Origin of the sequence: Amycolatopsis coloradensis, from assembly GCF_001953865.1 — a bacterium.
GTDB lineage: Bacteria > Actinomycetota > Actinomycetes > Mycobacteriales > Pseudonocardiaceae > Amycolatopsis > Amycolatopsis coloradensis.
Genome location: NZ_MQUQ01000001.1, coordinates 191,587 through 212,061, shown reverse-complemented (window position 1 = coordinate 212,061; position 20,475 = coordinate 191,587). Strand labels below are relative to the sequence as shown.

The 20,475-nt window shown below is 70.2% G+C and carries 16 protein-coding genes; 13 read left to right on the top strand and 3 right to left on the bottom strand.

Annotated elements, in window-relative coordinates; all coding sequences use genetic code 11:
- Window positions 1–269: 269 nt before the first annotated feature.
- From mraZ to BS329_RS00940, 12 genes are all read left to right on the top strand, one after another.
- Window positions 270–701 carry a division/cell wall cluster transcriptional repressor MraZ gene (gene mraZ, locus BS329_RS00995; protein WP_076155107.1) on the top strand — a complete coding sequence of 144 codons (432 nt, stop codon included), beginning with the start codon at window positions 270–272 and terminating at the stop codon, window positions 699–701.
- 203 nt (window positions 702–904) lie between these two features.
- Window positions 905–1,864, top strand: a complete 960-nt coding sequence (rsmH, locus tag BS329_RS00990; RefSeq protein WP_076154840.1) for a 16S rRNA (cytosine(1402)-N(4))-methyltransferase RsmH — start codon at window positions 905–907, stop codon at window positions 1,862–1,864.
- Window positions 1,861–2,562 (top strand): cell division protein FtsL, encoded by a 702-nt coding sequence (gene ftsL / locus BS329_RS00985; RefSeq protein WP_076154838.1) that lies wholly within the window; start codon window positions 1,861–1,863, stop codon window positions 2,560–2,562. The genes rsmH and ftsL overlap by 4 nt, the downstream gene beginning before the upstream one ends.
- Entirely contained in the window at window positions 2,562–4,478 is a 1,917-nt protein-coding gene (locus tag BS329_RS00980) for a peptidoglycan D,D-transpeptidase FtsI family protein (protein ID WP_076154836.1), read from the top strand. Before ftsL ends, BS329_RS00980 begins: the two co-directional genes overlap by 1 nt.
- Before the next feature lie 502 nt (window positions 4,479–4,980).
- A complete protein-coding gene (locus BS329_RS00975) occupies window positions 4,981–6,486 on the top strand; it encodes a UDP-N-acetylmuramoyl-L-alanyl-D-glutamate--2,6-diaminopimelate ligase (protein ID WP_076155105.1) in 1,506 nt (501 codons plus the stop codon).
- On the top strand, window positions 6,483–8,015 hold the full coding sequence (locus BS329_RS00970) for a UDP-N-acetylmuramoyl-tripeptide--D-alanyl-D-alanine ligase (protein WP_076154834.1): 1,533 nt from the start codon (window positions 6,483–6,485) through the stop codon (window positions 8,013–8,015). Before BS329_RS00975 ends, BS329_RS00970 begins: the two co-directional genes overlap by 4 nt.
- Window positions 8,012–9,097, top strand: coding sequence for a phospho-N-acetylmuramoyl-pentapeptide-transferase (mraY, locus tag BS329_RS00965; protein WP_076154832.1), 1,086 nt, complete (start codon window positions 8,012–8,014; stop codon window positions 9,095–9,097). The genes BS329_RS00970 and mraY overlap by 4 nt, the downstream gene beginning before the upstream one ends.
- A gap of 12 nt (window positions 9,098–9,109) precedes the next feature.
- A complete protein-coding gene (murD, locus tag BS329_RS00960; RefSeq protein WP_279628119.1) occupies window positions 9,110–10,666 on the top strand; it encodes a UDP-N-acetylmuramoyl-L-alanine--D-glutamate ligase in 1,557 nt (518 codons plus the stop codon).
- Window positions 10,653–12,146 carry a putative lipid II flippase FtsW gene (gene ftsW / locus BS329_RS00955; RefSeq protein ID WP_076154830.1) on the top strand — a complete coding sequence of 498 codons (1,494 nt, stop codon included), beginning with the start codon at window positions 10,653–10,655 and terminating at the stop codon, window positions 12,144–12,146. Before murD ends, ftsW begins: the two co-directional genes overlap by 14 nt.
- Window positions 12,147–13,274, top strand: coding sequence for an undecaprenyldiphospho-muramoylpentapeptide beta-N-acetylglucosaminyltransferase (gene murG / locus BS329_RS00950; RefSeq protein ID WP_076154828.1), 1,128 nt, complete (start codon window positions 12,147–12,149; stop codon window positions 13,272–13,274). It abuts the gene before it with no gap.
- Window positions 13,267–14,676, top strand: a complete 1,410-nt coding sequence (gene murC, locus BS329_RS00945; RefSeq protein WP_076154827.1) for a UDP-N-acetylmuramate--L-alanine ligase — start codon at window positions 13,267–13,269, stop codon at window positions 14,674–14,676. Before murG ends, murC begins: the two co-directional genes overlap by 8 nt.
- 2 nt (window positions 14,677–14,678) lie before the next feature.
- Complete coding sequence (locus BS329_RS00940) at window positions 14,679–15,515, top strand: cell division protein FtsQ/DivIB (RefSeq protein WP_076154826.1); 837 nt, start codon at window positions 14,679–14,681, stop codon at window positions 15,513–15,515.
- A gap of 80 nt (window positions 15,516–15,595) precedes the next feature.
- Here the strand turns inward: BS329_RS00940 and BS329_RS00935 are convergent, their stop codons facing one another.
- Window positions 15,596–16,345 (bottom strand): TetR/AcrR family transcriptional regulator C-terminal domain-containing protein, encoded by a 750-nt coding sequence (locus tag BS329_RS00935; protein WP_076155103.1) that lies wholly within the window; start codon window positions 16,343–16,345, stop codon window positions 15,596–15,598.
- Between the two features lie 93 nt (window positions 16,346–16,438).
- On the opposite strand from BS329_RS00935, the gene BS329_RS00930 reads away from it, so the two are divergent.
- Window positions 16,439–17,272 carry an NAD(P)H-binding protein gene (locus BS329_RS00930; RefSeq protein WP_076154824.1) on the top strand — a complete coding sequence of 278 codons (834 nt, stop codon included), beginning with the start codon at window positions 16,439–16,441 and terminating at the stop codon, window positions 17,270–17,272.
- A gap of 218 nt (window positions 17,273–17,490) precedes the next feature.
- Here the strand turns inward: BS329_RS00930 and BS329_RS00925 are convergent, their stop codons facing one another.
- Both BS329_RS00925 and BS329_RS00920 read right to left on the bottom strand, forming a co-directional pair.
- Complete coding sequence (locus BS329_RS00925; RefSeq protein WP_076154822.1) at window positions 17,491–18,282, bottom strand: hypothetical protein; 792 nt, start codon at window positions 18,280–18,282, stop codon at window positions 17,491–17,493.
- 118 nt (window positions 18,283–18,400) lie between these two features.
- A complete protein-coding gene (locus tag BS329_RS00920) occupies window positions 18,401–20,455 on the bottom strand; it encodes a Stk1 family PASTA domain-containing Ser/Thr kinase (RefSeq protein ID WP_076155101.1) in 2,055 nt (684 codons plus the stop codon).
- Window positions 20,456–20,475: the final 20 nt, after the last annotated feature.

The following is a 20,475-nucleotide window of genomic DNA, read 5'->3' as shown; positions in this document are numbered from 1 at the left end:
GGTTCCGGCTGCCGATATCCGGACGCATCAGGCATAGATGAGGTTGCTTCGATACCGCCCAGGGGGATCTTGGCCACCGTCCCCCACCACGCCCCCACCTGGCCCCACCTGGCTGACCAGCGAAAACGCCTAACACGACGGAGTGGTCACGGCTTTTGTCGCGTTGACTGTGCAGAAAAGTGGGGTACGGTGGTGCGAAGTGGGGCGGTAGGGAGCCCCGTGACCGGCCTTGGTTGTTCACAGCCGAAGTCGGTAGGGAGGTGGAGCCGGTGTTCCTCGGCACCCACACCCCGAAACTGGACGACAAAGGGCGGCTCACGCTGCCCGCGAAGTTCCGCGACGCGCTCGCCGGTGGGCTGATGGTCACCAAGGGACAGGATCACTGTCTCTTCGTCTTTCCCCGGGCCGAGTTCGAGCAGATGGCGAGGAAGGTCGCCGACGCCCCGTTCACGAACGAGGCGGTCCGGGCCTACCAGCGTTATCTCTTCGCCGGGACGGACGAACAACGCCCGGACGGGCAAGGACGTGTCGCGATCGCGTCCGAGCTCCGACGCTACGCCGGGTTGAACAAGGAGTGCGTGGTGATCGGGGCGATCACCCGGCTGGAGATCTGGGATGCCCAAGCGTGGCAGGGCTACCTGGACGAACACGAGGACAGCTACGCGAAGGCTCGAGAGGAAGTTCTGCCGGGCGTCTTCTAGACGTGACCGAGGAAGCACCCACGCCGTCGGGGGGCGCGGGTTCATGCTTCGGGCACGCCGGGAACCGTCCACACGGATGCCGTGAGGCCTCTGTCCGCTCAGTGGCCCTGGTACACCTTCCCCGGTACCAGGTCAGCAGGCGGGCGGACAGGGACCTGACGGCATCCGGCATCTTCCCCGGCACTACAGGAAAGGGGGAAGACATGGCGGGCGATCACGAGCACGTTCCGGTGCTGCTGAGGCGCATCGTCGAACTGTTCGAGCCGGTCTTCTCCGACCGCGAGGCCGTGCTGGTCGACGCGACCGTCGGACTCGGCGGTCATTCCGACGCGCTGCTCACCGCGTTTCCCACGTTGCGCCTCGTCGCGCTCGATCGTGACCCCAACGCGCTGGAACTTTCCGCGAAACGGCTTGCGCCGCACGGTGATCGTGTCGACTTCGTGCACGCCGTCTACGACGAGATGCCGTCCGCGCTGCAAGGTCTTGGACTGTCCAGAGTGGACGGTATCCTGTTCGACCTCGGTGTCTCCTCGATGCAGCTGGACCGCGCCGAGCGTGGTTTCGCCTATTCCAAGGATTCCCCGCTCGACATGCGGATGGACCCGACCACCGGGATCACCGCGGCCGACGTGCTCAACACCTACGGGCCGGGCGAGCTGATCCGGATCCTGCGCGACTACGGCGAGGAACGCTTCGCCAAGCGGATCGTCCAAGCCGTGGTGGCGGAACGAGAGAAGGAACCCTTCACGCGCAGCGGGCGGCTGGTGGAACTGCTGTACGACGCGGTCCCCGCGGCGAGCAGGCGCACCGGCGGGCATCCGGCGAAGCGCACCTTCCAGGCGTTGCGGATCGAGGTCAACGGTGAACTGGAGGTGCTGCGGCGGGCGATGCCGCGGGCGCTGTCCTCGCTCGCCGTCGGCGGTCGCATCGTCGTGGAGTCCTATCAGTCCCTCGAAGACAGGCTGGTCAAGCAGGCCTTCGCGGAACTGGCGAAATCCCGGACGCCGGAAGGGCTTCCGGTCGAACTACCGGGCCACGGCCCGGAACTGAAACTGCTCACCAGAGGGGCCGAGAAGGCCGGCGAGGCGGAGACCGAACAGAACACACGGGCCGCCTCCGTGCGGCTGCGAGCCGCCGAACGGATCGGAGACCGAGCACGATGACCGCTCCCGCGAAGTCCCGCGGCCGCCGGACACCGGCGCCCGGACGGCGTGCCCGCGCGACCAGCACGGTCGACGAGACGCCGGACGCCACCGAGACCACGACGTCCACTCGCGCCTCCCGCGGCCGGACGTCGGCGGCCGAACGCGCCTACGCGCGCCGTGCGCAGCGCGCCGACCTGTTGCAGCGGGACCAGCAGCGCAACCGTCCCGACGGCGGCGCGGGCAAGGAAGCGCCGCGGAAGAAGGTCACGCTGCGCTGGCCACGCTCGCGCGCGTCCTTCGTGCTGATGATGATGGGCATGCTGGCCGTGGGGGTGGCCTGCACGCTGTGGCTGACCACGCAGGCCATCGCCGACTCGTACCGGCTCGAACAACTCCGCACCACCAACGCCGGGCTCGCCGAGGCGAAGGAACGGCTCCAGCGCGAGGTCGCGAAGGCCGAGTCGCCCGCTTCCCTGGCGCCCAAGGCGAGGGAACAGGGCATGGTGCCCGGCGGCGACCCCGCGCACATCGTGGTCGGCCCGGACGGGCAGTCCACTGTGGTGGGTGAGCCGAAGAAGGCCGAAGCCGACGCGCCCCCCGCCACCTCGATCGCGGCGCCGCCGCCGGCCGAGGGGACACAGAACGGGGTGATCGAGGGCGACCTGCCCGCGATCCCCCAGGAGGACGCGGCACCGCCGGCGCAGGGAGGTCAGTGATGTCACCCGGCCGTCCGGCGCAGAACCGGGCCCGGTCGGCGGGGAGCGCGCGGCGGACCTACGCCGCCGGGACCCGCCGTGCCACCGCCCGGCGGGGTAACGGCGGACATCCGAGCCGGTTCACCGGCGTCCGGATCATGCTGATCATCATGATGGTGCTCGCCGGCCTCAAACTGGTGCAGGTGCAGTGGTTCGAGGCCGGTGCGCTGTCCGAAGCCGCGGAACGGCAGCGGACGTCGGTGATCGAAAGCCCCGCGCAGCGCGGGGCCATCATGGACCGCAACGGGACGAAGATCGCGTTCAGCATCGAGGTGCGGACCCTCGCGGTGAGCCTGAACTGGCTCCACAAGACCAGGAACGACTTCGCCGCGAAGAACCCGGCCAAGGGCAATACCTTCGAGGCCGACGTGGCGGCCGCGGCGAAGGCGATCGCGGCCAAGCTGCCGGGGGTGATCACCGAGAAGGAACTGCTGGACAAGTTCCACAAGCCGGACGGGTTCACCTACCTGGTCCATGACATCGAACCGTCGGTCGCCGAGGCGATCGTCAAGGAATTCCCGTGGATCAGCGTCGAGAAACGCTCGAAGCGGGAGTATCCCGGTGACTCGGTGGGCGCGAACATCATCGGCTACGCGAACTGGCGTACCGACGACAAGGACGTCTCCAAACACAACCTGCACGGCGGCTACGGACTCGAAGCCTCACGGGACAACGACCTCGCCGGAACGCCGGGCCGCAAGATCGTCAACACCCGGAACGGCAACGACAACCTCGTCATCCCCGGTACCGAGCGGGACATCCAGAACGCCGTCCCCGGTTCGGATCTGCACTTGACGATCGACACCGACCTGCAGTACGAACTGCAACGGCAGCTGAGCGAGTACGTGACCAAGTCACAGGCCAAGGGCGGCCAGGCGGTCATCATGGACTCGAAGACCGGCGAGGTCTTCGCGCTGGCCAACGACAAGACGGTCAACCTCAACGACCCGGCTTCGCGCAGCGAGACGGAGAACCTGAACAACCGCGCGGTGACCACCCCGTTCGAACCCGGTTCGGTGAACAAGATCGTCACCGCCGCCGGCGCGATCGACCAGGGCATCACCACCCCCGAGGCGTCGATGTCGGTGCCGGGTTCGCTCCAGGTCGCGGACAAGATCGTCAAGGACGCCTGGCATCACGGGGCGCAGCAGTTCACCACCACCGGGATCTTCGCGAAGTCGTCGAACGTCGGAACCCTGTTGCTGGCGCAGAAGATCGGCGAGGACCGTTACGCGGACCTGCTCAAGAAGTTCGGTCTCGGCCAGCGCACCGGTCTCGGCCTGCCCGGTGAGAGCCCGGGCGTCGTCCCGCCGCGCAACCAGTGGTACGCCACGACTTTCGGAAACCTGCCGATCGGGCAGGGGCTTTCGATGACCGTCGTGCAGATGGCCGCGATGTACCAGGCCATCGCGAACGACGGGCTGCGCGTGGAACCCCGCGTGGTCAAGGCGAAGGTCAACCCGGACGGCACCGTCGTCCCCGAACCGGCGCCGAAGACCGTGCAGGTGATCAGCCCGCAGGCGGCGAAGACCGTGCGCGACATGATGCGCGCCGTGACGCAGAGCGGCCGCGGGCAGCAGAGCGGCACCGGGCCGAAGGCGGCGCTGGAGGGCTACCAGATCTCGGGCAAGACGGGCACCGGCCAGCAGGTCGACCCGCAGACGAAGACGTACAGCGACTCGCTGTACAACATCACCTTCGCCGGGATCCTGCCCGCCGACCACCCCCGGTTCGTCGTCGGCATCCGGCTCGACGCGCCGGCGAACACGGCCTCGGCCGCGCCGCTGTTCCACTCGGTGGCCGCCTACCTGGCGCAGCGGTTCCAGATCCCGCTTTCGGACGGTCCGACGCCTCAGGTCCCGCTGGTGCTCTCCTGAGGTGTCGGTCGGCTGTAGTACATGAAGGCCCCCTTACTTGCGCCTGACGCAAGTAAGGGGGCCTTCATGTACTACACGACCTTGCTGGCGCCGGACCACACGAGACCTTGTCCACCCGCAGGGGCAGGGGCTCCGGCACGGACTCCTGGCCCACGCCCAAAAGGTGCTCGTCGCTGTCCGTGCCCGGTTCCCCGCGTCGAGCGCCGCTCGAAACCCCGGGCGCGCTCACCGCCGAAGTCCTCAAGCGACAGTCGGAAGCCCTTGCGTGCCAAGGAGAGCCTCCGAAACCCAATACCACGAGCGTGCTCGCCGCGCTCACACCCCGCACCGCTTCCGTCACCCGAATGCCGCGCCGGTAACCTCCTTGGCTGTGTCGGTGCCTACTTCAGATCCCCGCAGCGGTCCCGCCGTCGAAAGCGGGTCCGGCGCGACGGCTGCCCAGGTCCCGGACAGCCCGGTCAAGGCCGTCGCCGCGCCCCCCCGTCCGGCCAGGATCGAGCCGATGCCGCTGGGCACGCTGCTCGCCAGGGCGGGCGCACGGCTCGTGGTGGGGGGCGACGACTACCCGGCCGCGGCCGAGCTGACGGTCACGGGCAGCACGCTGCGCGCGCAGCACGTCCTCCCCGGCGACCTCTTCGCCGCGCTTCCCGGTGCTCGCGCCCATGGCGCGGACTTCAGCGACCAGGCCATCGCCGCCGGTGCCGCCGCCGTGCTCACCGACGAGGCCGGAGCCGGGCGCCCGGTGCTCCGCGACGCCGGTGTGCCGATCCTGGTGCACCCGGACCCGCGGGCCGCCCTCGGCGAGATCGCGGCCTGGATCTACGGCGAGCCGTCACTGGAGCTGTCCGTCCTCGGCATCACCGGGACGTCCGGCAAGACCACGACGTCGTATCTGGTCGACGCCGGGCTCAAGGCGGCCGGGCTCACCACCGGGCTGATCGGCACGGTCGAGACCCGGATCGCGGGCGAGCGGCTCGCCAGCGGGTTCACCACCCCCGAGGCGCCGGATCTCCAGGCGCTCCTGGCGGTGATGGTGGAGCGCGGGGTCACGCACGTCCCGATGGAGGTCTCCAGCCACGCGCTGTCGCTGGGCCGGGTCAACGGCACGCGGTTCGCGGTCGGGGCCTTCACCAACCTCTCCCAGGACCACCTGGACTTCCACAAGGACATGGAGGAGTACTTCGCCGCCAAGTCGCTGCTGTTCGACGGACGCTCCACCGCCGAGGTGGTCGTCGTCGACAGCGCCTGGGGCCACGCACTCCTCACCCCGCACACGGTGACCGTCTCCACCGAGCCGGGAACGGACGCGCTGTGGCGCGCGACCGACCTGACCCCCACCCCGGCGGGGGAGCAGACGTTCACCCTCCACGGCCCCGACGGTCTCGCCGCTTCGGCGAAGATCCCGCTGCCGGGCGAGTTCAACGTGGCGAACGCCGTGCTCGCGGCCGCGATCCTCGGCACCGCCGGTGTCCCGCTCGAAACCATCGTCGACGGGCTCGCGTCGGTCGAGGTGCCGGGCCGGATGGAACGGGTCTACCTCGGCCAGCCGTTCACCGCGGTGGTCGACTACGCGCACAAGCCCGCCGCGGTCGCGCAGGGGCTCGACGCGCTGCGCGCCCGCACCGAGGGCCGGATCATCACCGTCCTCGGCTGCGGCGGCGACCGTGACACCGCGAAGCGCCCGGTGATGGGCGAGGCGGCGGTCCGGCGCAGCGAGGTGCTGATCGTGACCGACGACAACCCGCGTTCGGAGGATCCGGCCGCGATCCGGGCGGCGATGCTGGCCGGTGCCCGCAACGCCGGACCGGCGCTGGGCGGCGAGATCCTCGAGATCGCCGACCGTCATGAGGCCATCGTCCACGCGGTCGAGCTGGCCAGGCCCGGCGACATCGTGCTCATCGCGGGCAAGGGCCACGAGACCGGCCAGGAGATCCAGGGTGTCGTGCACCCGTTCTCCGACCGGGACGAGCTGGCTTCCGCCATCCGCAGACGTCTGGAGACAGAGTGATCGTGCTCAGCCTGGCCGAGATCGCCGCCATCGTCGGCGGCAGGCTGCATCGGACCGACGGCACCGCCGAGGTCACCGGAAGCGTCGAATTCGACACCCGCCAGGTCACGCCCGGCGGATTGTTCGTCGCGCTGCCCGGTGCGAAGGTCGACGGCCACGACTTCGCCGCGAAGGCCGTCGAGTCCGGCGCTGTCGCGGTGCTCGCGGCCCGCGAGGTCGACGCCCCGGCCGTGATCGTGCCCCCGCCGGCCGCCGGGGTCGCGCACGACCGGGCGTTCGCGCTGGTCTCGGACAAGGACGGCGCGGGCGCCGCGGTGCTGGCCGCACTGGCCAAGCTCGCCCGGCACGTGATCCAGAAGCTCTCCAGTGACCACCTGACCGTCGTCGGGGTCACCGGTTCGGCGGGCAAGACCTCCACCAAGGACATCATCGCCCAGCTGCTGGAGCCGCTCGGCCCGACGGTCGCGCCGCCGGGGTCGTTCAACAACGAGCTGGGCCACCCCTGGACGGCGCTGCGGGCCGACGCCTCGACCCGGCAGCTGGTGCTGGAGCTGTCCGCGCGCGGGCCCGGCCACATCGCCGAGCTGGCGGCCATCGCGCCGCCGCGGATCGGGGTCGTGCTCAACGTCGGCACCGCGCACGTCGGTGAGTTCGGCTCGCGTGAGGGCATCGCCAAGGGCAAGGGCGAACTCGTCGAGGCGCTGCCGAGCGCGGAAGACGGCGGAGTCGCCGTCCTGAACCTCGATGACCCGTACGTCGCGGCGATGGCGAGCCGCACGACCGCGCGGGTGGTGTTCGTCGGCGAGAGCGCGTCGGCGCGGGTCCGCGCCGCGGACATCACCCTCGACGACGAGGCACGCGCGTCGTTCCGCCTGATCACCCCGGACGGCGAGGCGCCGGTGAAGCTGCCGCTCTACGGCGAGCACCACGTCGGCAACGCGCTCAGCGCCGCCGCCGTGGCACTGGAAATGGGCTCGACGGTCGAGGAGGTCGCCGCCCGCCTGTCGAGCCTTGAGCGACGCTCGGACCGCCGCATGGAGGTCACCACCCGCGCCGACGGCGTCACGGTGCTCAACGACTCGTTCAACGCCAGCCCCGAGTCGATGCGGGCCGCTCTCAAGGCACTCGCGTCGATGAGCACGCAGCGCCGTTCCTGGGCCGTGCTCGGCGTGATGGGCGACCTCGGCGAGGACTCGGTGACGGCGCACGACGGCATCGGCAGGCTCGTCGTCCGGCTCAACATCGACAAGCTCGTGGTCATCGGGCAGGCAGCCGCGGCCACGCACCAGGGCGCCCAGCAGGAGGGCTCCTGGGGCGAGGAGTCGGTACTGGTACCCGACGTCGAGGCCGCCATCGCCCTGCTGCATGATCAGCTCCGCGCGGGCGACGTGGTGCTGGTGAAGGCGTCCAAGGCCGCCGCACTGTGGCGAGTGGCGGACGCCGTCCTCGCCTCCCCCGAAACGAACGCTGATTCCCCGGTAGTACCCCCTTCCCCCTCTCAAGAACGCTCGAACGGTGGTGACGCGTGATCAGCATCCTGATCGCGGCCGCGGCGGGCCTGCTGGTCTCCATCCTCCTCACTCCCTATCTGATCCGGGTCTTCTCCCGGCAGGGCTTCGGCCAGGAGATCCGGGAGGAAGGACCGCAGGGACACAAATCCAAACGCGGTACCCCGACGATGGGTGGTGTCGCGATCATCGTCGCGATGGTCGTCGGGTATTTCGTGGCTCATCTGATCAGCTCGCTCAGCGGCGGCAACGGCACCGGCGGCCCGTCCGCTTCGGGGCTGCTGGTCCTCGCGCTGGCGGTGGGTCTCGGGATCGTCGGGTTCCTCGACGACTTCATCAAGATCCGCAAACAGCGCAACCTCGGGCTGAACAAGACCGCGAAACTGGTCGGCCAGCTGGTGGTCACGATCGGTTTCGCGATCCTGGCGCTGCAGTTCGCCGACGAGCGCGGGCTGACCCCGGCGTCGGAGAGCCTGTCCTACGTGCGGGACCTCGCGCTGATCACCTTCCCGTCGGTGTTCTTCGTGATCTTCTGCTACATCGTCATCTCGGGCTGGTCGAACGCGGTGAACTTCACCGACGGCCTCGACGGTCTCGCCGGCGGCACCGCGGCGATGGTGCTGGCGACCTACGTCGTCATCGCCTTCTGGCAGACCCGCCTCTCGTGCGCGGTCACCCCGCAGGCCGCCTGCTACGACGTCCGTGACCCGCTGGACCTGGCCGTGGTGGCCGCCGCGGCGACCGGCGCCTGTGTCGGCTTCCTCTGGTGGAACGCGGCCCCGGCGAAGATCTTCATGGGCGACACCGGATCGCTGGCCCTGGGTGGCCTCGTCGCCGGTCTGTCGATGACCACCCGCACCGAACTGCTCGCCATCGTCATCGGCGGCCTGTTCATGGTCGAGATGATCTCGGTGGTCGCCCAGATCGCGGTGTTCCGCACGACCAGGCGACGGCTGTTCCGGATGGCCCCGTTCCATCACCATTTCGAGCTCGCGGGCTGGGCGGAGACCACCGTCATCATCCGGTTCTGGCTGCTCTCGGCCATCTGCTGCATGTTCGGCCTCGGCCTGTTCTACAGCGAACAGCTCGGTCTCGGGGGTTAAGCGGTGGATCAAGTGTCACGTGACCCCAGTGCCACGCACTCGCTGCGGCCCACGCGGCCCCTGGCTGCGCCGGAGAAAAGCCCAAGTACATCCAGTACGAGCGGCTTTTCTCCGGCTTGCCAGGAACCACGTGGATCCACTGCGGACGCGAGACACTGGGGCCACGCGACACTTGCCGGTCGTCACGTCCTCGTCGCCGGTGCCGGGGTCACCGGCAAGTCGATCGTCCCCGTCCTGCTGGAGCAGGGCGCGCGGGTCACCGTCACCGACAGCGACGCCGGGCGACTGGCGGAGCTGGAAGGTTTCGGCGCCGAACTGGTGCCGGGTCTGTCGGAGCCGCCCGACGGTGTCGAGCTGGTCGTGACCAGCCCCGGCTGGAAGCCGACATCGCCGTTGCTGGTGGCGGCGGCCGGAGCGGGGATCGAGGTGATCGGCGACGTCGAGCTGGCCTGGCGCGTCGGGCAGCTGCGTGACCGACCGCCGGTCTGGCTCGCGATCACCGGCACCAACGGCAAGACCACCACGGTCGGGATGCTGGAGTCGATCCTCGTTGCCGCCGGGGTCGACGCCGTGGCCTGCGGGAACGTCGGGTTCGCGGTGCTGGACGCGGTCCGCGCCGGGCACGAGGTGCTCGCCGTGGAGCTGTCGAGCTACCAGCTGCACTGGTCGTCCACGCTGGCCCCGCACGCCTCGGTGGTGCTGAACCTGGCCGAGGACCACCTCGACTGGCACGGCTCGATGGAGGAGTACGCGGCCGCGAAGGGCCGTGTCCACGCCCACTCGCGGAACGTGGTGCACAACCTCGGCGAGGAGTGGTCCGCCCGGCTCGCCGACGAGCACGCGCCCGCGGACGCCCGCCGGGTCGCCTTCGGCATGGACACCCCGCGTCCCGGTGAACTCGGGATCGTGGAGGACCTGCTGGTCGACCGCGCCTTCGTCGCCGACCCGGCGACCAGTGCCGACGAACTCGGCACGCTGGCCGACGTCCGCCCCGCCGGTCCGCACAACGTCTCCAACGCGCTCGCCGCGGCCGCGCTGGCCCGCGCGTACGGCGTCAGCGGCGAGGACGTCGCCAAGGGCCTGCGCGAGTACCGGCCCGCCCCGCACCGGGCCGAGGAGATCGGCGAGATCGACGGCGTCCGGTACATCAACGACTCCAAGGCGACCAACCCGCACGCGGCGAGTGGCTCGCTGCGCGCGCACCTGAACGTCGTCTGGATCGCCGGTGGCCAGCTCAAGGGCACTTCTGTGGACGAACTGGTCGCCTCGATCGCAGGCAGGCTGCGCGGAGTCGTGCTGTTCGGCGTCGATTCACCCGTGATCGCCGCCGCTGTCGCGCGACACGCGCCGGATGTCCCGGTCAACAGCCTCCTTCCGGGTGACGATGACCTCATGACTGCGGCGGTGAAGGCGGCCCGCGCCCTGGCGCGCCCCGGAGATGTGGTGCTGCTGGCCCCCGCCGCGGCGTCGTTGGACATGTTCTCGAGCTACGGCGCACGCGGCGACGCGTTCGCGAGCGCGGTGCGTGTCCTGCGCGACGGTGCGGGGGAGACCAGTGACGGCGGTTGAGGAGAGAAGAAAGCGCGAGCCCGCGCCGAGGCAGCGCAAGTCTCGTGAGAGGCGTGAACGCAAGGAAAGCCCGTTCGTCGCCTTCCGCACCGCGCTGACGGCGTGGCTTTCGCGGCCGCTCGCCTCGTTCCACCTGGTGCTGGCGCTCACCGGCGTGCTGACCGTGATCGGCATCGTGATGGTGCTGTCCGCGTCCTCGGTCGCCTCGTACGACCCGAAGACCGGCACCGGCGTGTACGCCCAGTTCGGCAAGCACATCATGTTCGCCGCGATCGGCGCCGTCGTGTTCTGGGTCGGGCTGCGGATACCGCTGGAACGCGTCCGGCGGCTGTCGGCGACGGCGACCGTGGTCTGCCTCGGGCTGCTCGTGCTGGTGCTGACCCCGCTCGGGTCCACGGTCAACGGTTCGCAGGGCTGGTTCAGGCTCGGCGGGTTCGCGTTCCAGCCGGTCGAGGCCGCCAAGGTCGCGCTGGCCTTCTGGGGCGCGCACATCCTGGTGATCAAGTACAACATCATCAACCAGTGGCGGCATCTGCTCGTCCCGCTCGTGCCGATCGCCCTCCTGATGTTCGCGCTGGTCATGATGCAACCCGACCTCGGCGGCACGATCACCCTCGCGGTGGTGCTGCTGGCCCTGCTGTGGTTCGCGGGCGCGCCGAAACGGCTGTTCGGCGTCCTCCTCGCGGGGGGTCTCGTCGGGGTGCTGGTACTGGCCATCATCGAGCCGTACCGGCTCGCGCGGGTCTTGTCGTTCGTCTCCGGCGACCCGGACACCAGCGCGGACGGCTTCCAGGCCAACCAGGCCAAACTCGCGCTCGCCGACGGCGGGCTGTTCGGCAAGGGCCTCGGCCAGGGGCAGTCCAACTGGGGCTACCTGCCGAACGTGCAGAACGACTTCATCTTCGCCCTGATCGGCGAGGAACTCGGCTTCATCGGCTGCGCGGTGGTGCTCGGGCTGTTCGCCGGGGTCGCCGTCGTCGGCCTGAGGATCGCTACCCGCAATCTCGACCCGTGGATCCGGATCGTCGCCGGCACGCTGACCGTTTTCCTGGTCGCGCAGGCGGGTATCAACATCGGGTACGTCGTCGGCCTGCTGCCGGTCACCGGGGTCACGCTGCCGTTGATCTCCTACGGCGGGACGTCGCTCGTGATCACCATGCTCATCATGGGGATCCTCGCCAACGCCGCCCGGCACGAACCGGAGGCGGTGGCCGCACTGCGTTCGCAGGGGCCGGGTAAATTCGGACGCCTGCTGAGGCTTCCCGCGCCCGAGCCGTACCGCCCGCCGGCCAAGCGCAAGGGCTCCGCGGCCAGGGGCCTCGCCGCCAAGGCGGCGAGGCCCGCGCCGAGGACGGCGAGGCCGTCGCCCGCCCAGGAGCGGCGCCGTTCGGTCCGGGAACCCGGCAGGAGGACGGCCGCGCGAACGGCAGTGAACCGCGGTACCGCGAAACGCCGGTACCGCAAACCGGAGAGGTCATAGGTGAACAACCCCGTTAGAGCCGACGCCGCAGCCGAGGTCGCGGGCAAGGCGCCGGTGGTCGTGGTCGCCGGCGGCGGCACCGCAGGACACATCGAGCCCGCACTCGCGCTCGCCGACGCGGTGATGCGCCTGCGTCCCGACGCGAAGGTGATCGCGCTGGGGACCGAGCGCGGACTGGAGAACAAGCTCGTTCCGGCGCGCGGCTACCCGCTGGAGCTGATCCCGCCGGTGCCGATGCCGCGCAAGCCGACACCCGAGCTGCTGAAGATGCCGATGAAGGTCCGCGACTCGGTCAAGCGCACCCGGGAGATCCTGGAGCGCGTCGGCGCGGACGTCGTCGTCGGCTTCGGCGGTTACGTCGCGCTTCCGGCGTACCTCGCCGCGCGCGGGCGCACGCCGATCGTGGTGCACGAGGCCAACGAGAAGCCGGGGCTGGCGAACAAGGTCGGCGCGCGGTTCGCCGTTCGCGTCGCCGTCGCCGTCCCGGGGACACCGCTGGCGAAGGCCGAGGTCATCGGCATCCCGCTGCGCCGCTCCATCACTTCGCTCGACCGGGCGGCGCTGCGCGCCGAAGCCCGCGAGCACTTCGGGCTCGACCCCGACGCCCCGACATTGCTGGTCTTCGGTGGCTCGCAGGGCGCGGTGTCGATCAACGGCGCCGTCTCCGGCGCGGCCAAGGAGTTCGCGGACGCCGGTGTCGGTGTGCTGCACGCTCACGGGCCGAAGAACACGCTGGTCGTCCAGGAGTTCCCCGGGAAGCCCGCGTACGTGCCCGTGCCGTACCTGGAGCGGATGGACCTGGCCTACGCCGCCGCCGACGCGGTGCTGTGCCGCTCCGGCGCGATGACCGTCGCCGAGGTCTCCGCCGTCGGCCTGCCCGCGGTGTTCGTCCCGCTGCCGTACGGCAACGGCGAACAGGCGGTCAACGCCCGGCCCGCGGTCGACGCGGGTGCCGGGCTGATGGTGGACGACGCCGACCTCACCGCCGCCAAGATCGCGGAACTGGTGATCCCGCTGGTCTCCGACGCCGATCGGATCGCGAAGATGAGTGCCGCCGCGGTCGGGCTCGGCCACCGCGAGGCCGACGAGACCCTTGCCAAGATCGTGCTGGAGGCCGCCGGTGTCTGACAATCTGCCCGACACGCTGACGCGTGCCCATCTGATCGGGATCGGCGGCGCCGGGATGAGCGGGATCGCCCGCATCCTGCTGGCCCGCGGGGTCCAGGTGTCCGGTTCCGACGCCAAGGAGTCGCGTGCTTTCCTGTCGCTGCGTGCCCAGGGTGCCGAGATCGCCGTCGGCCAGCGCGCCGAGAACCTCGACGCGTTCCCCGAGGGCCCGTCCTCGGTGATCGTGTCGACCGCGATCAAGGAGACCAACCCGGAACTGGCGGCCGCGCGGGAACGCGGGATCACCGTGCTGCACCGCGCACAGGCGCTGGCCGGGCTGATGGAGGGCCACCGTGTCGCGTGCATCGCCGGGACGCACGGCAAGACGTCGACGACGTCGATGCTGACCGTCGCGCTGATGCACTGCCACCTCGATCCGTCGTTCGCCATCGGCGGCGACCTCAACGAGTCGGGCGCGAACGCGCACCACGGCGAGGGCGGCGTCTTCGTCGCCGAGGCCGACGAAAGCGACGGGTCGTTCCTGGCCTATTCGCCGTCGGTCGCCGTGGTGACCAACGTCGAGCCGGACCACCTGGACCACCACGGCACGGCCGAGGCGTACGTCGCGGTGTTCACCGACTTCCTCGGCCGGATCGAACCGGGCGGGCTGCTCATCGTCTGCGGTGACGACGAGGGCGCCGACAGGCTGGGCGCGCAGGCGGAGGAACGCGGCATCCGCGTCCGCCGCTACGGGCGTTCGGTCACCGGCGCGGACGACGCCAAGGTGCTGGACTTCGTTCCGGCCCCCGACGGCGGCTTCGTGCGGATCTCCTTGCAGGGCAAGGAAATCGATCTCCGTGTCGCGGTGCCCGGCGAGCATATGGCGTTGAACGCGATCGCCGCGCTGCTGGCCGGGATCGAGCTGGGCGCGCCCGCCGAAGGACTGGCCGAAGGGCTCGCCGCGTTCGGCGGCGTCCGGCGGCGGTTCGAGTTCAAGGGCCGCTCGGGCGACGTCCGGGTGTACGACGACTACGCGCATCACCCGACCGAGGTCGAGGCGCAGCTGCGCGCGGTACGGACCGCCGCCGGGCAGGGGCGGGTCATCGTGGTCTTCCAGCCGCACCTGTACTCGCGCACGAAGACGTTCTCGACGGAGTTCGCGGCCGCGTTGTCGCTGGCCGACGAGGTCGTCGTGCTGGACGTCTTCGGTGCCCGCGAGAAGCCGGAACCCGGGGTGAGCGGCGCGCTCATCGCCGATCAGATCTCCGGCGCCACCGTGCACTACCAGCCCGCGTTCGACGTCGCGGCGAAGCTCGCGGCGGACCTGGTCAAGCCCGGCGACCTGCTGGTGACCATGGGCGCCGGCGACGTCACGCAGCTCGGCCCGGAGATCCTGGCCGAGCTGGACCGGCGGGCAGGCTAGCCATGACGCAGACCGGGGAACGCCGCCGCCCGGCCGAACCCGGTCGGCGTCCGGGCAGGGACCGGGCCGAACGGGCTCAACGGACAGAACGGATCCAACGGGCGAAGGCCCGGCGCGGCAGGCGATCCGTCCAGGACCGCCGCCGCATCACCCGGCCGGTCAAGCGCAAGGAGATGCGGCGGCGCTGGGTCGCGGTGCTTTCGGTGCTGACCGTCGTCGCCCTCGTCTACCTGCTGTGGTTCAGCTCGATGCTGGGCGTGCGGCAAGTGGACGTCGTCGGGGCGAGTTCCGTGCCCGGGGACCAGATCCGGGCCGCGGCGGCGGTACCGGACCAGAAGCCGATGCTGCGCCTGGACACCGACGAGATCCGCGATCGGGTGGCGCAGATGCCCGGCATCGCCACCGTCGACGTCTCCCGGTCCTGGCCTAGCACACTCGAGATCACCGTGACCGAACGTGTCGCGATCGCGTTCTTCGACAGCGGGCCCGGCGGCGACGGCGTGCACCTCGTCGACGGCGGGGGTGTGGTGTTCAAGACGGTCAAGGAGCGACCCGCGGGATTGCCCGAACTGAAGCTGCCGCTGGTGTCGGCCGACGACCCGGTGACCCGCGCGGTGACCGGCGTCCTCGGCGTGATCCCGCAGCAGTTGCTGAAGCAGGTCACCACCGCGACGGCGAAGACCCCCGGCAGCGTCGAGTTCGCGCTGGCCGACGGGAAGACGGTGCGCTGGGGGACCTCGGCCGACACCGAGCGCAAGGCGAAGGTCCTCGCCGCGCTTCTCACCCGCGAGGGCAAGGTCTTCGACGTCTCCGCCCCCGACTTGCCCACCGTCTCCTGATGCGTTTCGTCCTCTAGTTGCGGTAGTTCGCGTCACGAACTACCGCAACTAGAGGACGAAACGCGGCGGCGGGGAGGGCGTCAGGGGGTGACGAGGGCTTCGATGCCGTCCAGCATGCGCTCCAGGCCGAACGTGTAGGTCTCGTCGGCGGCTTCGCAGGTCTCCGCGTCGTAACCCCCGCTTTCCCAGATCCGGGTCATCGCCGGATGCCGTTCCACGTCGAAGTACTTCTCCCAGAACACCGACCGCTGCCCCCACCAGGCGTCGGTCGACTGCCCGGTCTGCTGCTCGACCTGGGCCGTCTCGGCCGAAAGCGCCGCGTTCGCCTGGACGTAGATCTCGATGCTGTTCGCGGCCGCGGCCGCCTCGCGCGGCGCCAGCCCGATGTCCGACACCGCCGCGATCAGGTACTCCTGGCCCGCCATCAGCCCTGGTCCGAGCACCGGCCGCACCATCGACGTCGAGCGCAGCCACGGATGTGCCCGGAACACGGCCAGGGTGCGCCCGGCGTAGAGCCGCACCTGCTCGCGCCAACCGTCCGGCCGGGGGTCGCCGGGGCCAGGGAGGTCACGGGCGGCGAGCACCGAGTCCACCATGAGGTCCAGCAGTTCCGTCTTGCCGGGGACGTAGGTGTAGAGCGTCATCGTGCCGACGTCGAGTTCCTTGGCGATCTGGCTCATCGACACGGTCGCCTCGCCTGCGCCGTCCGCGAGCGCGACGGCGGTGGAGATCACCTGGTCGAGGGTCAGTTTCGGCTTTCGTCCCCTGGTCGGATGCCGGGCTTCGCCGCGGTCACGCCACAACAGATCGAGGCTGCGCTCGAGGTCCATCCACACTCCACTCGGCCGGGAACTGGATTCTACATTCTCGTATGAGGTACGGTTAACCATTCCCGTAGGACGTACGAAAAGGAGTGGGGAATCGTGACGATCCTGGTGACCGGTGCGACCGGAAATGTCGGCAGGCTGCTGGTCGACGAACTGGTGAAGGCCGGAGCGCCGGTGCGGGCGCTGACCGTCAACCCGGTGAAGGCGGCGCTGCCGGAGCAGGTGGAGGTCGTCAAGGGTTTTCTGGGCAAGCCGGAGACGCTGCCGGAAGCCCTGAAGGGCATCGACACCGTGTACTTGGCGCCGCGGGCGGACAAGGTGGACGACTTCGTGAAGCTGGCGAAGGAGGCCGGAGTGCGCCGGGTGGTGGCGTTGTCGGGCAGCAACGCCGATGACCCGGAGGAGAACTCGAGTGGCGTGGAGTTCGCGATCATCGAGAAGGCGGTCCAGGAGGCAGGCTTCGACTGGACGTTCCTGCGGCCGGGTGCGTTCATGATGAACACCTTCGGCTGGGCGGAGACGATCAAGGCCGAGCGCGTGGTTCGCGAGGCCTATGCCGAAGCGCGGATGACACCGATCGACCTCGGGGACATCGCCGCCGTCGCGGCGCACGTCCTCCTGACCGAAGGGCACGCAGGCAAGAAGCACACCCTGAGCGGGCCGACGGCGATCAGCCAGCGCGAACAGGTCGCCGCCATCTCGGCCGCGCTCGGTGAAGAGGTCGTCTTCCAGGAACTCACCCGGGAAGAGGCGAACAAGCAGTGGGCCGCCGCCGGGATTCCGGCGGAGATCGCCAAGTGGCTGCTCGACGGCTTCGCGTACTTCACCGAGAACCCGGACACGCCGACGGGCGTCGTCCAGGAACTCACCGGGCGGCCCGGTGTCACCTACGCGGAGTGGGCGGCGGCGAACGTCGAAGCGTTCCGCTGAGCCCCACCGCGTGAGTGGCTGTGCTTGATCAAGGTCGAGCCCAGTGCGGCTTGGTGACGATGGAGGAATCAGGACGCTGAATACAGGTCGCCCTAACCGAATCGCCATTCACGACCAGCTGTACCGACTCGGTGGTTGTGCGGGCTGGTTGGGCGGCACGCGTGATCAGACGGACGGCACGCGTGAGGAGATGGACGGCACGCGTGATCAGACGGACGTCAGCGTGCCCGGCGGGGGAGGCGGGTCGGCAGCGGCGCACCACGTGGCGGCCGGTCCGCCGTCACCGGAGCGGGCGGCTGCGGCGGTGGGGACGACCGCTGGGGCTGGGGCAGCGGAGGCGGCGCCTGCGACTCGCGGGGCCAGGCCGGGGTGATCATCGCCTGTGCCCCGACCCGGCGGACGGGCAGTCCGTGCGCCTCGCGGGAGGGCAGGCCGGGCCAGATCTCGCCCGCCTCCTTCGCGGCGTCGCGGATCGCGGTGCCGTCGAGCGAGGTGTGCGTCTCTTCGATGTCCCGGTCGAGCCACTGGACGACGAACTCCAGCGGTCCGGCGGGCGGCAGTGGCCACAGAAAGATCTCGTGGTCGACGTGGAACGATGTGCCGCCCAGCCCCCGCGCGCGCAGCACCGGCTGATCCGGTTTCGACGCGGACGGCACGGAGATGGTCTCCGAACTGGCCCGGCGGCCGTCGGGAAAGAGCACCCCGACCAGCAGCGCGTTGTAGTCCGGGACCCGGCGGTGGTCGATCAGGCCTTCGCCGGGCTCGTCCAGTAGGAGATCCCGTGAGTACACCGACAGCTGGAAGGACACCGCCTCCGGCCACACCTCGATGCCGCGCAGCGCCACGATGGTCCGTTCGGCGCGGCCGAGCGGCATCGACCAGGGCAGGATCGCCGGGACGATGTACTCGTGCGGCGAGTCCACCCAAGGGCGGCCGTTGTAGCCGAACAGTTCCTGTTCCGGCACCGGGAACAGGGGGCGACCGCGCGGACCGTCGGTGAAGAAGCTCATCGCGGACCGGGTGGGGCGAACCTGGCTGACACGCCGCTCACGCCGTCGAAGACCACCATGCGGTTCACGGTATCCGATGACCGGGCCGGTACTGAACGGTTTCAGCGCACCTTTCGCGTCACCCGAAGCCCCTGAGCCGCACTTTCGTGCCCTTCGGCACCTTGGTGCCCGGCTGCGGATCCTGTTGCAGGACGAAGTCGAAACCGCCGTTTCCGCCGCCATGACCGTTGCCGTTTCCGCGACCCTCACGGTCTGCTTCCAGGCCCGCCTGACGCAGGATCTGGATCGCCTCTTCCATCCGCTTGAACGTCACGTTCGGCACTTCGACCGCGTTCGAAACGAACACCCCGATCCGGCGATTGCCCGCCTTGCCGCCGCCCTTCGGATCGGTACGGATCACCAGTCCGGCGGCGAACTGGTCGGAGAACTCCTCGCCCGCCTGGAACGGTTGGAAGCCCGCCTGCTGCAGGATCGCGAAAGCGGCGTCCTTGGCCTGGCCCGTGACGTCCGGGACCGGCGGCAGCGGTTCGGGGCCCTTGGACAGGACGATCGTGACCTGCCCGCCGATGTTCAGCTGCGAACCGGGACTCGGGTCGACGCGGATCACCTTGTTCTTGGCGACGTCGCTGAATTGCTGCTCACCCTGGACCGGGGTCAGCTGCGCGGCCTTGATCGCCGTCTCGGCGTCCTGCTGGCTCGTCCCGGCCTGGATGTCCGGCACGATCGGGCGGCCCTTGGACAGCACGACGTTGACCGTGGCGCCCGGCGCGAGCGAGGTGCCCGCCGCGGGATCGGACCGGATCACCGTGTGCTGCGCGGCGGTGTCGCTGTACTCCTCGGTGTAGGCGGGGGTGAGCTTCGCCGACCGGAGCGCGTCACCGGCGGCGGCCTGGTTCATCCCGGCCAGCTTCGGCACCGACGACGCGGTCGGGCCCGTGTCGTTGAGGATGAACGCGAACGCGCCGATCAGGCCGCCGAAGATCACCACGGCGGCCGCGATCATCAGATAGAGGCGTTTGCGCGACTGCGGCTGGTCGTCGTCCGCGGCCGGTTCGGGCCGAGGGGGAGGTGTCCGGGGCGGCGGTGCGGCGGGCGGCCGCGGTTCCCGGTACAGCGCCTGTGTTCCACGCGGTCCGGTGACCGGCATGGTGGCTTCGGCGACCGGGGTCAGCACCGCGGTCGCCATGGCGGGGTTCACCGCCGGGACGGCGGGGATGCCGGGGGTGGTGCGCTCCGCGTCGGTCTCCCGGCCGGCGTCCGGCGGCAGCGGCACGGGTACCGGGACCGCCGGGATGCCGAGCATGGTGCGCAGATGGTTCAGTTCGGCGAGGAACACCGCGGCGTCGGCCGGGCGCTGCCCGGGGTCGCGGCGGGTGGCGCGCAGGATCAGCTCGTCCAGTTGCGGAGGGATTCCCTGGCGCAGTTCGCTCGGGCGCGGGACGTCGTCGTTGACGTGCCGGTACGCCACCGAGATGGCGGTGTCGCCGGTGTAGGGCGCTCGCCCGGTGAGCATTTCGTACAGCAGGATCCCGGTCGAGTAGACGTCGCCGCTCGACGTGGTCGCGCCGGTGGCGACCTGTTCGGGCGAGACGTAGGCGACCGTGCCGAGGATGACGCTCGAACTCGTGGTGCCCGCGCTCGCGATCGCGCGGACCAGGCCGAAGTCGCCCACCTTGACCACACCACCCGAAAGCGCGGTGCCGCCGCGGCCGATGAGCACGTTCTCCGGTTTGACGTCGCGGTGCACCAGGCCGGCGGCGTGCGCCGCGGCCAGCGCGGACAGCACGGGCTCGGTGATGCTCAGCGCGAGCGCGACGTCCAGCGGTCCGCGTTCGGTGAGCAGTTCGCGCAGGGTGCCGCCGTCGACGAGTTCCATGACCAGGAACGCGCGGCCGGACTCCTCCCCGCCGGGGGTGTCGAAGCCCTGGTCGTGCACCGCCACCACGTGCGGGTGATGCAGCCGGGCCGCCGAGCGGGCCTCCCGTTCGAAGCGCTCGACGAACGACCTGTCGTCGGCGAAGCGCGGGTCCATGATCTTGATGGCGACCTGGCGGTCCAGGCGGGTGTCGACGCCGCGGTACACCGACGACATCCCACCGCGTGCGAGCAGCTTGTCCACCCGGTAGCGGCCCTCGAGCAGAGTGCCCACCAGAGTGGGGTCCGTGCGTGTCACGGCTATGGATCGTACGGAAG

Coding starts and splice junctions, on each gene's coding strand:
- BS329_RS00935 (WP_076155103.1), bottom strand. CDS start 16,345: ATGGACCTCGAGCGCAGCCTCGATCTGTTGTGGCGTGACCGCGGCGAA.
- BS329_RS00975 (WP_076155105.1), top strand. CDS start 4,981: ATGCCGCTGGGCACGCTGCTCGCCAGGGCGGGCGCACGGCTCGTGGTG.
- BS329_RS00925 (WP_076154822.1), bottom strand. CDS start 18,282: ATGAGCTTCTTCACCGACGGTCCGCGCGGTCGCCCCCTGTTCCCGGTG.
- BS329_RS00940 (WP_076154826.1), top strand. CDS start 14,679: ATGACGCAGACCGGGGAACGCCGCCGCCCGGCCGAACCCGGTCGGCGT.
- rsmH (WP_076154840.1), top strand. CDS start 905: ATGGCGGGCGATCACGAGCACGTTCCGGTGCTGCTGAGGCGCATCGTC.
- ftsL (WP_076154838.1), top strand. CDS start 1,861: ATGACCGCTCCCGCGAAGTCCCGCGGCCGCCGGACACCGGCGCCCGGA.
- BS329_RS00980 (WP_076154836.1), top strand. CDS start 2,562: ATGTCACCCGGCCGTCCGGCGCAGAACCGGGCCCGGTCGGCGGGGAGC.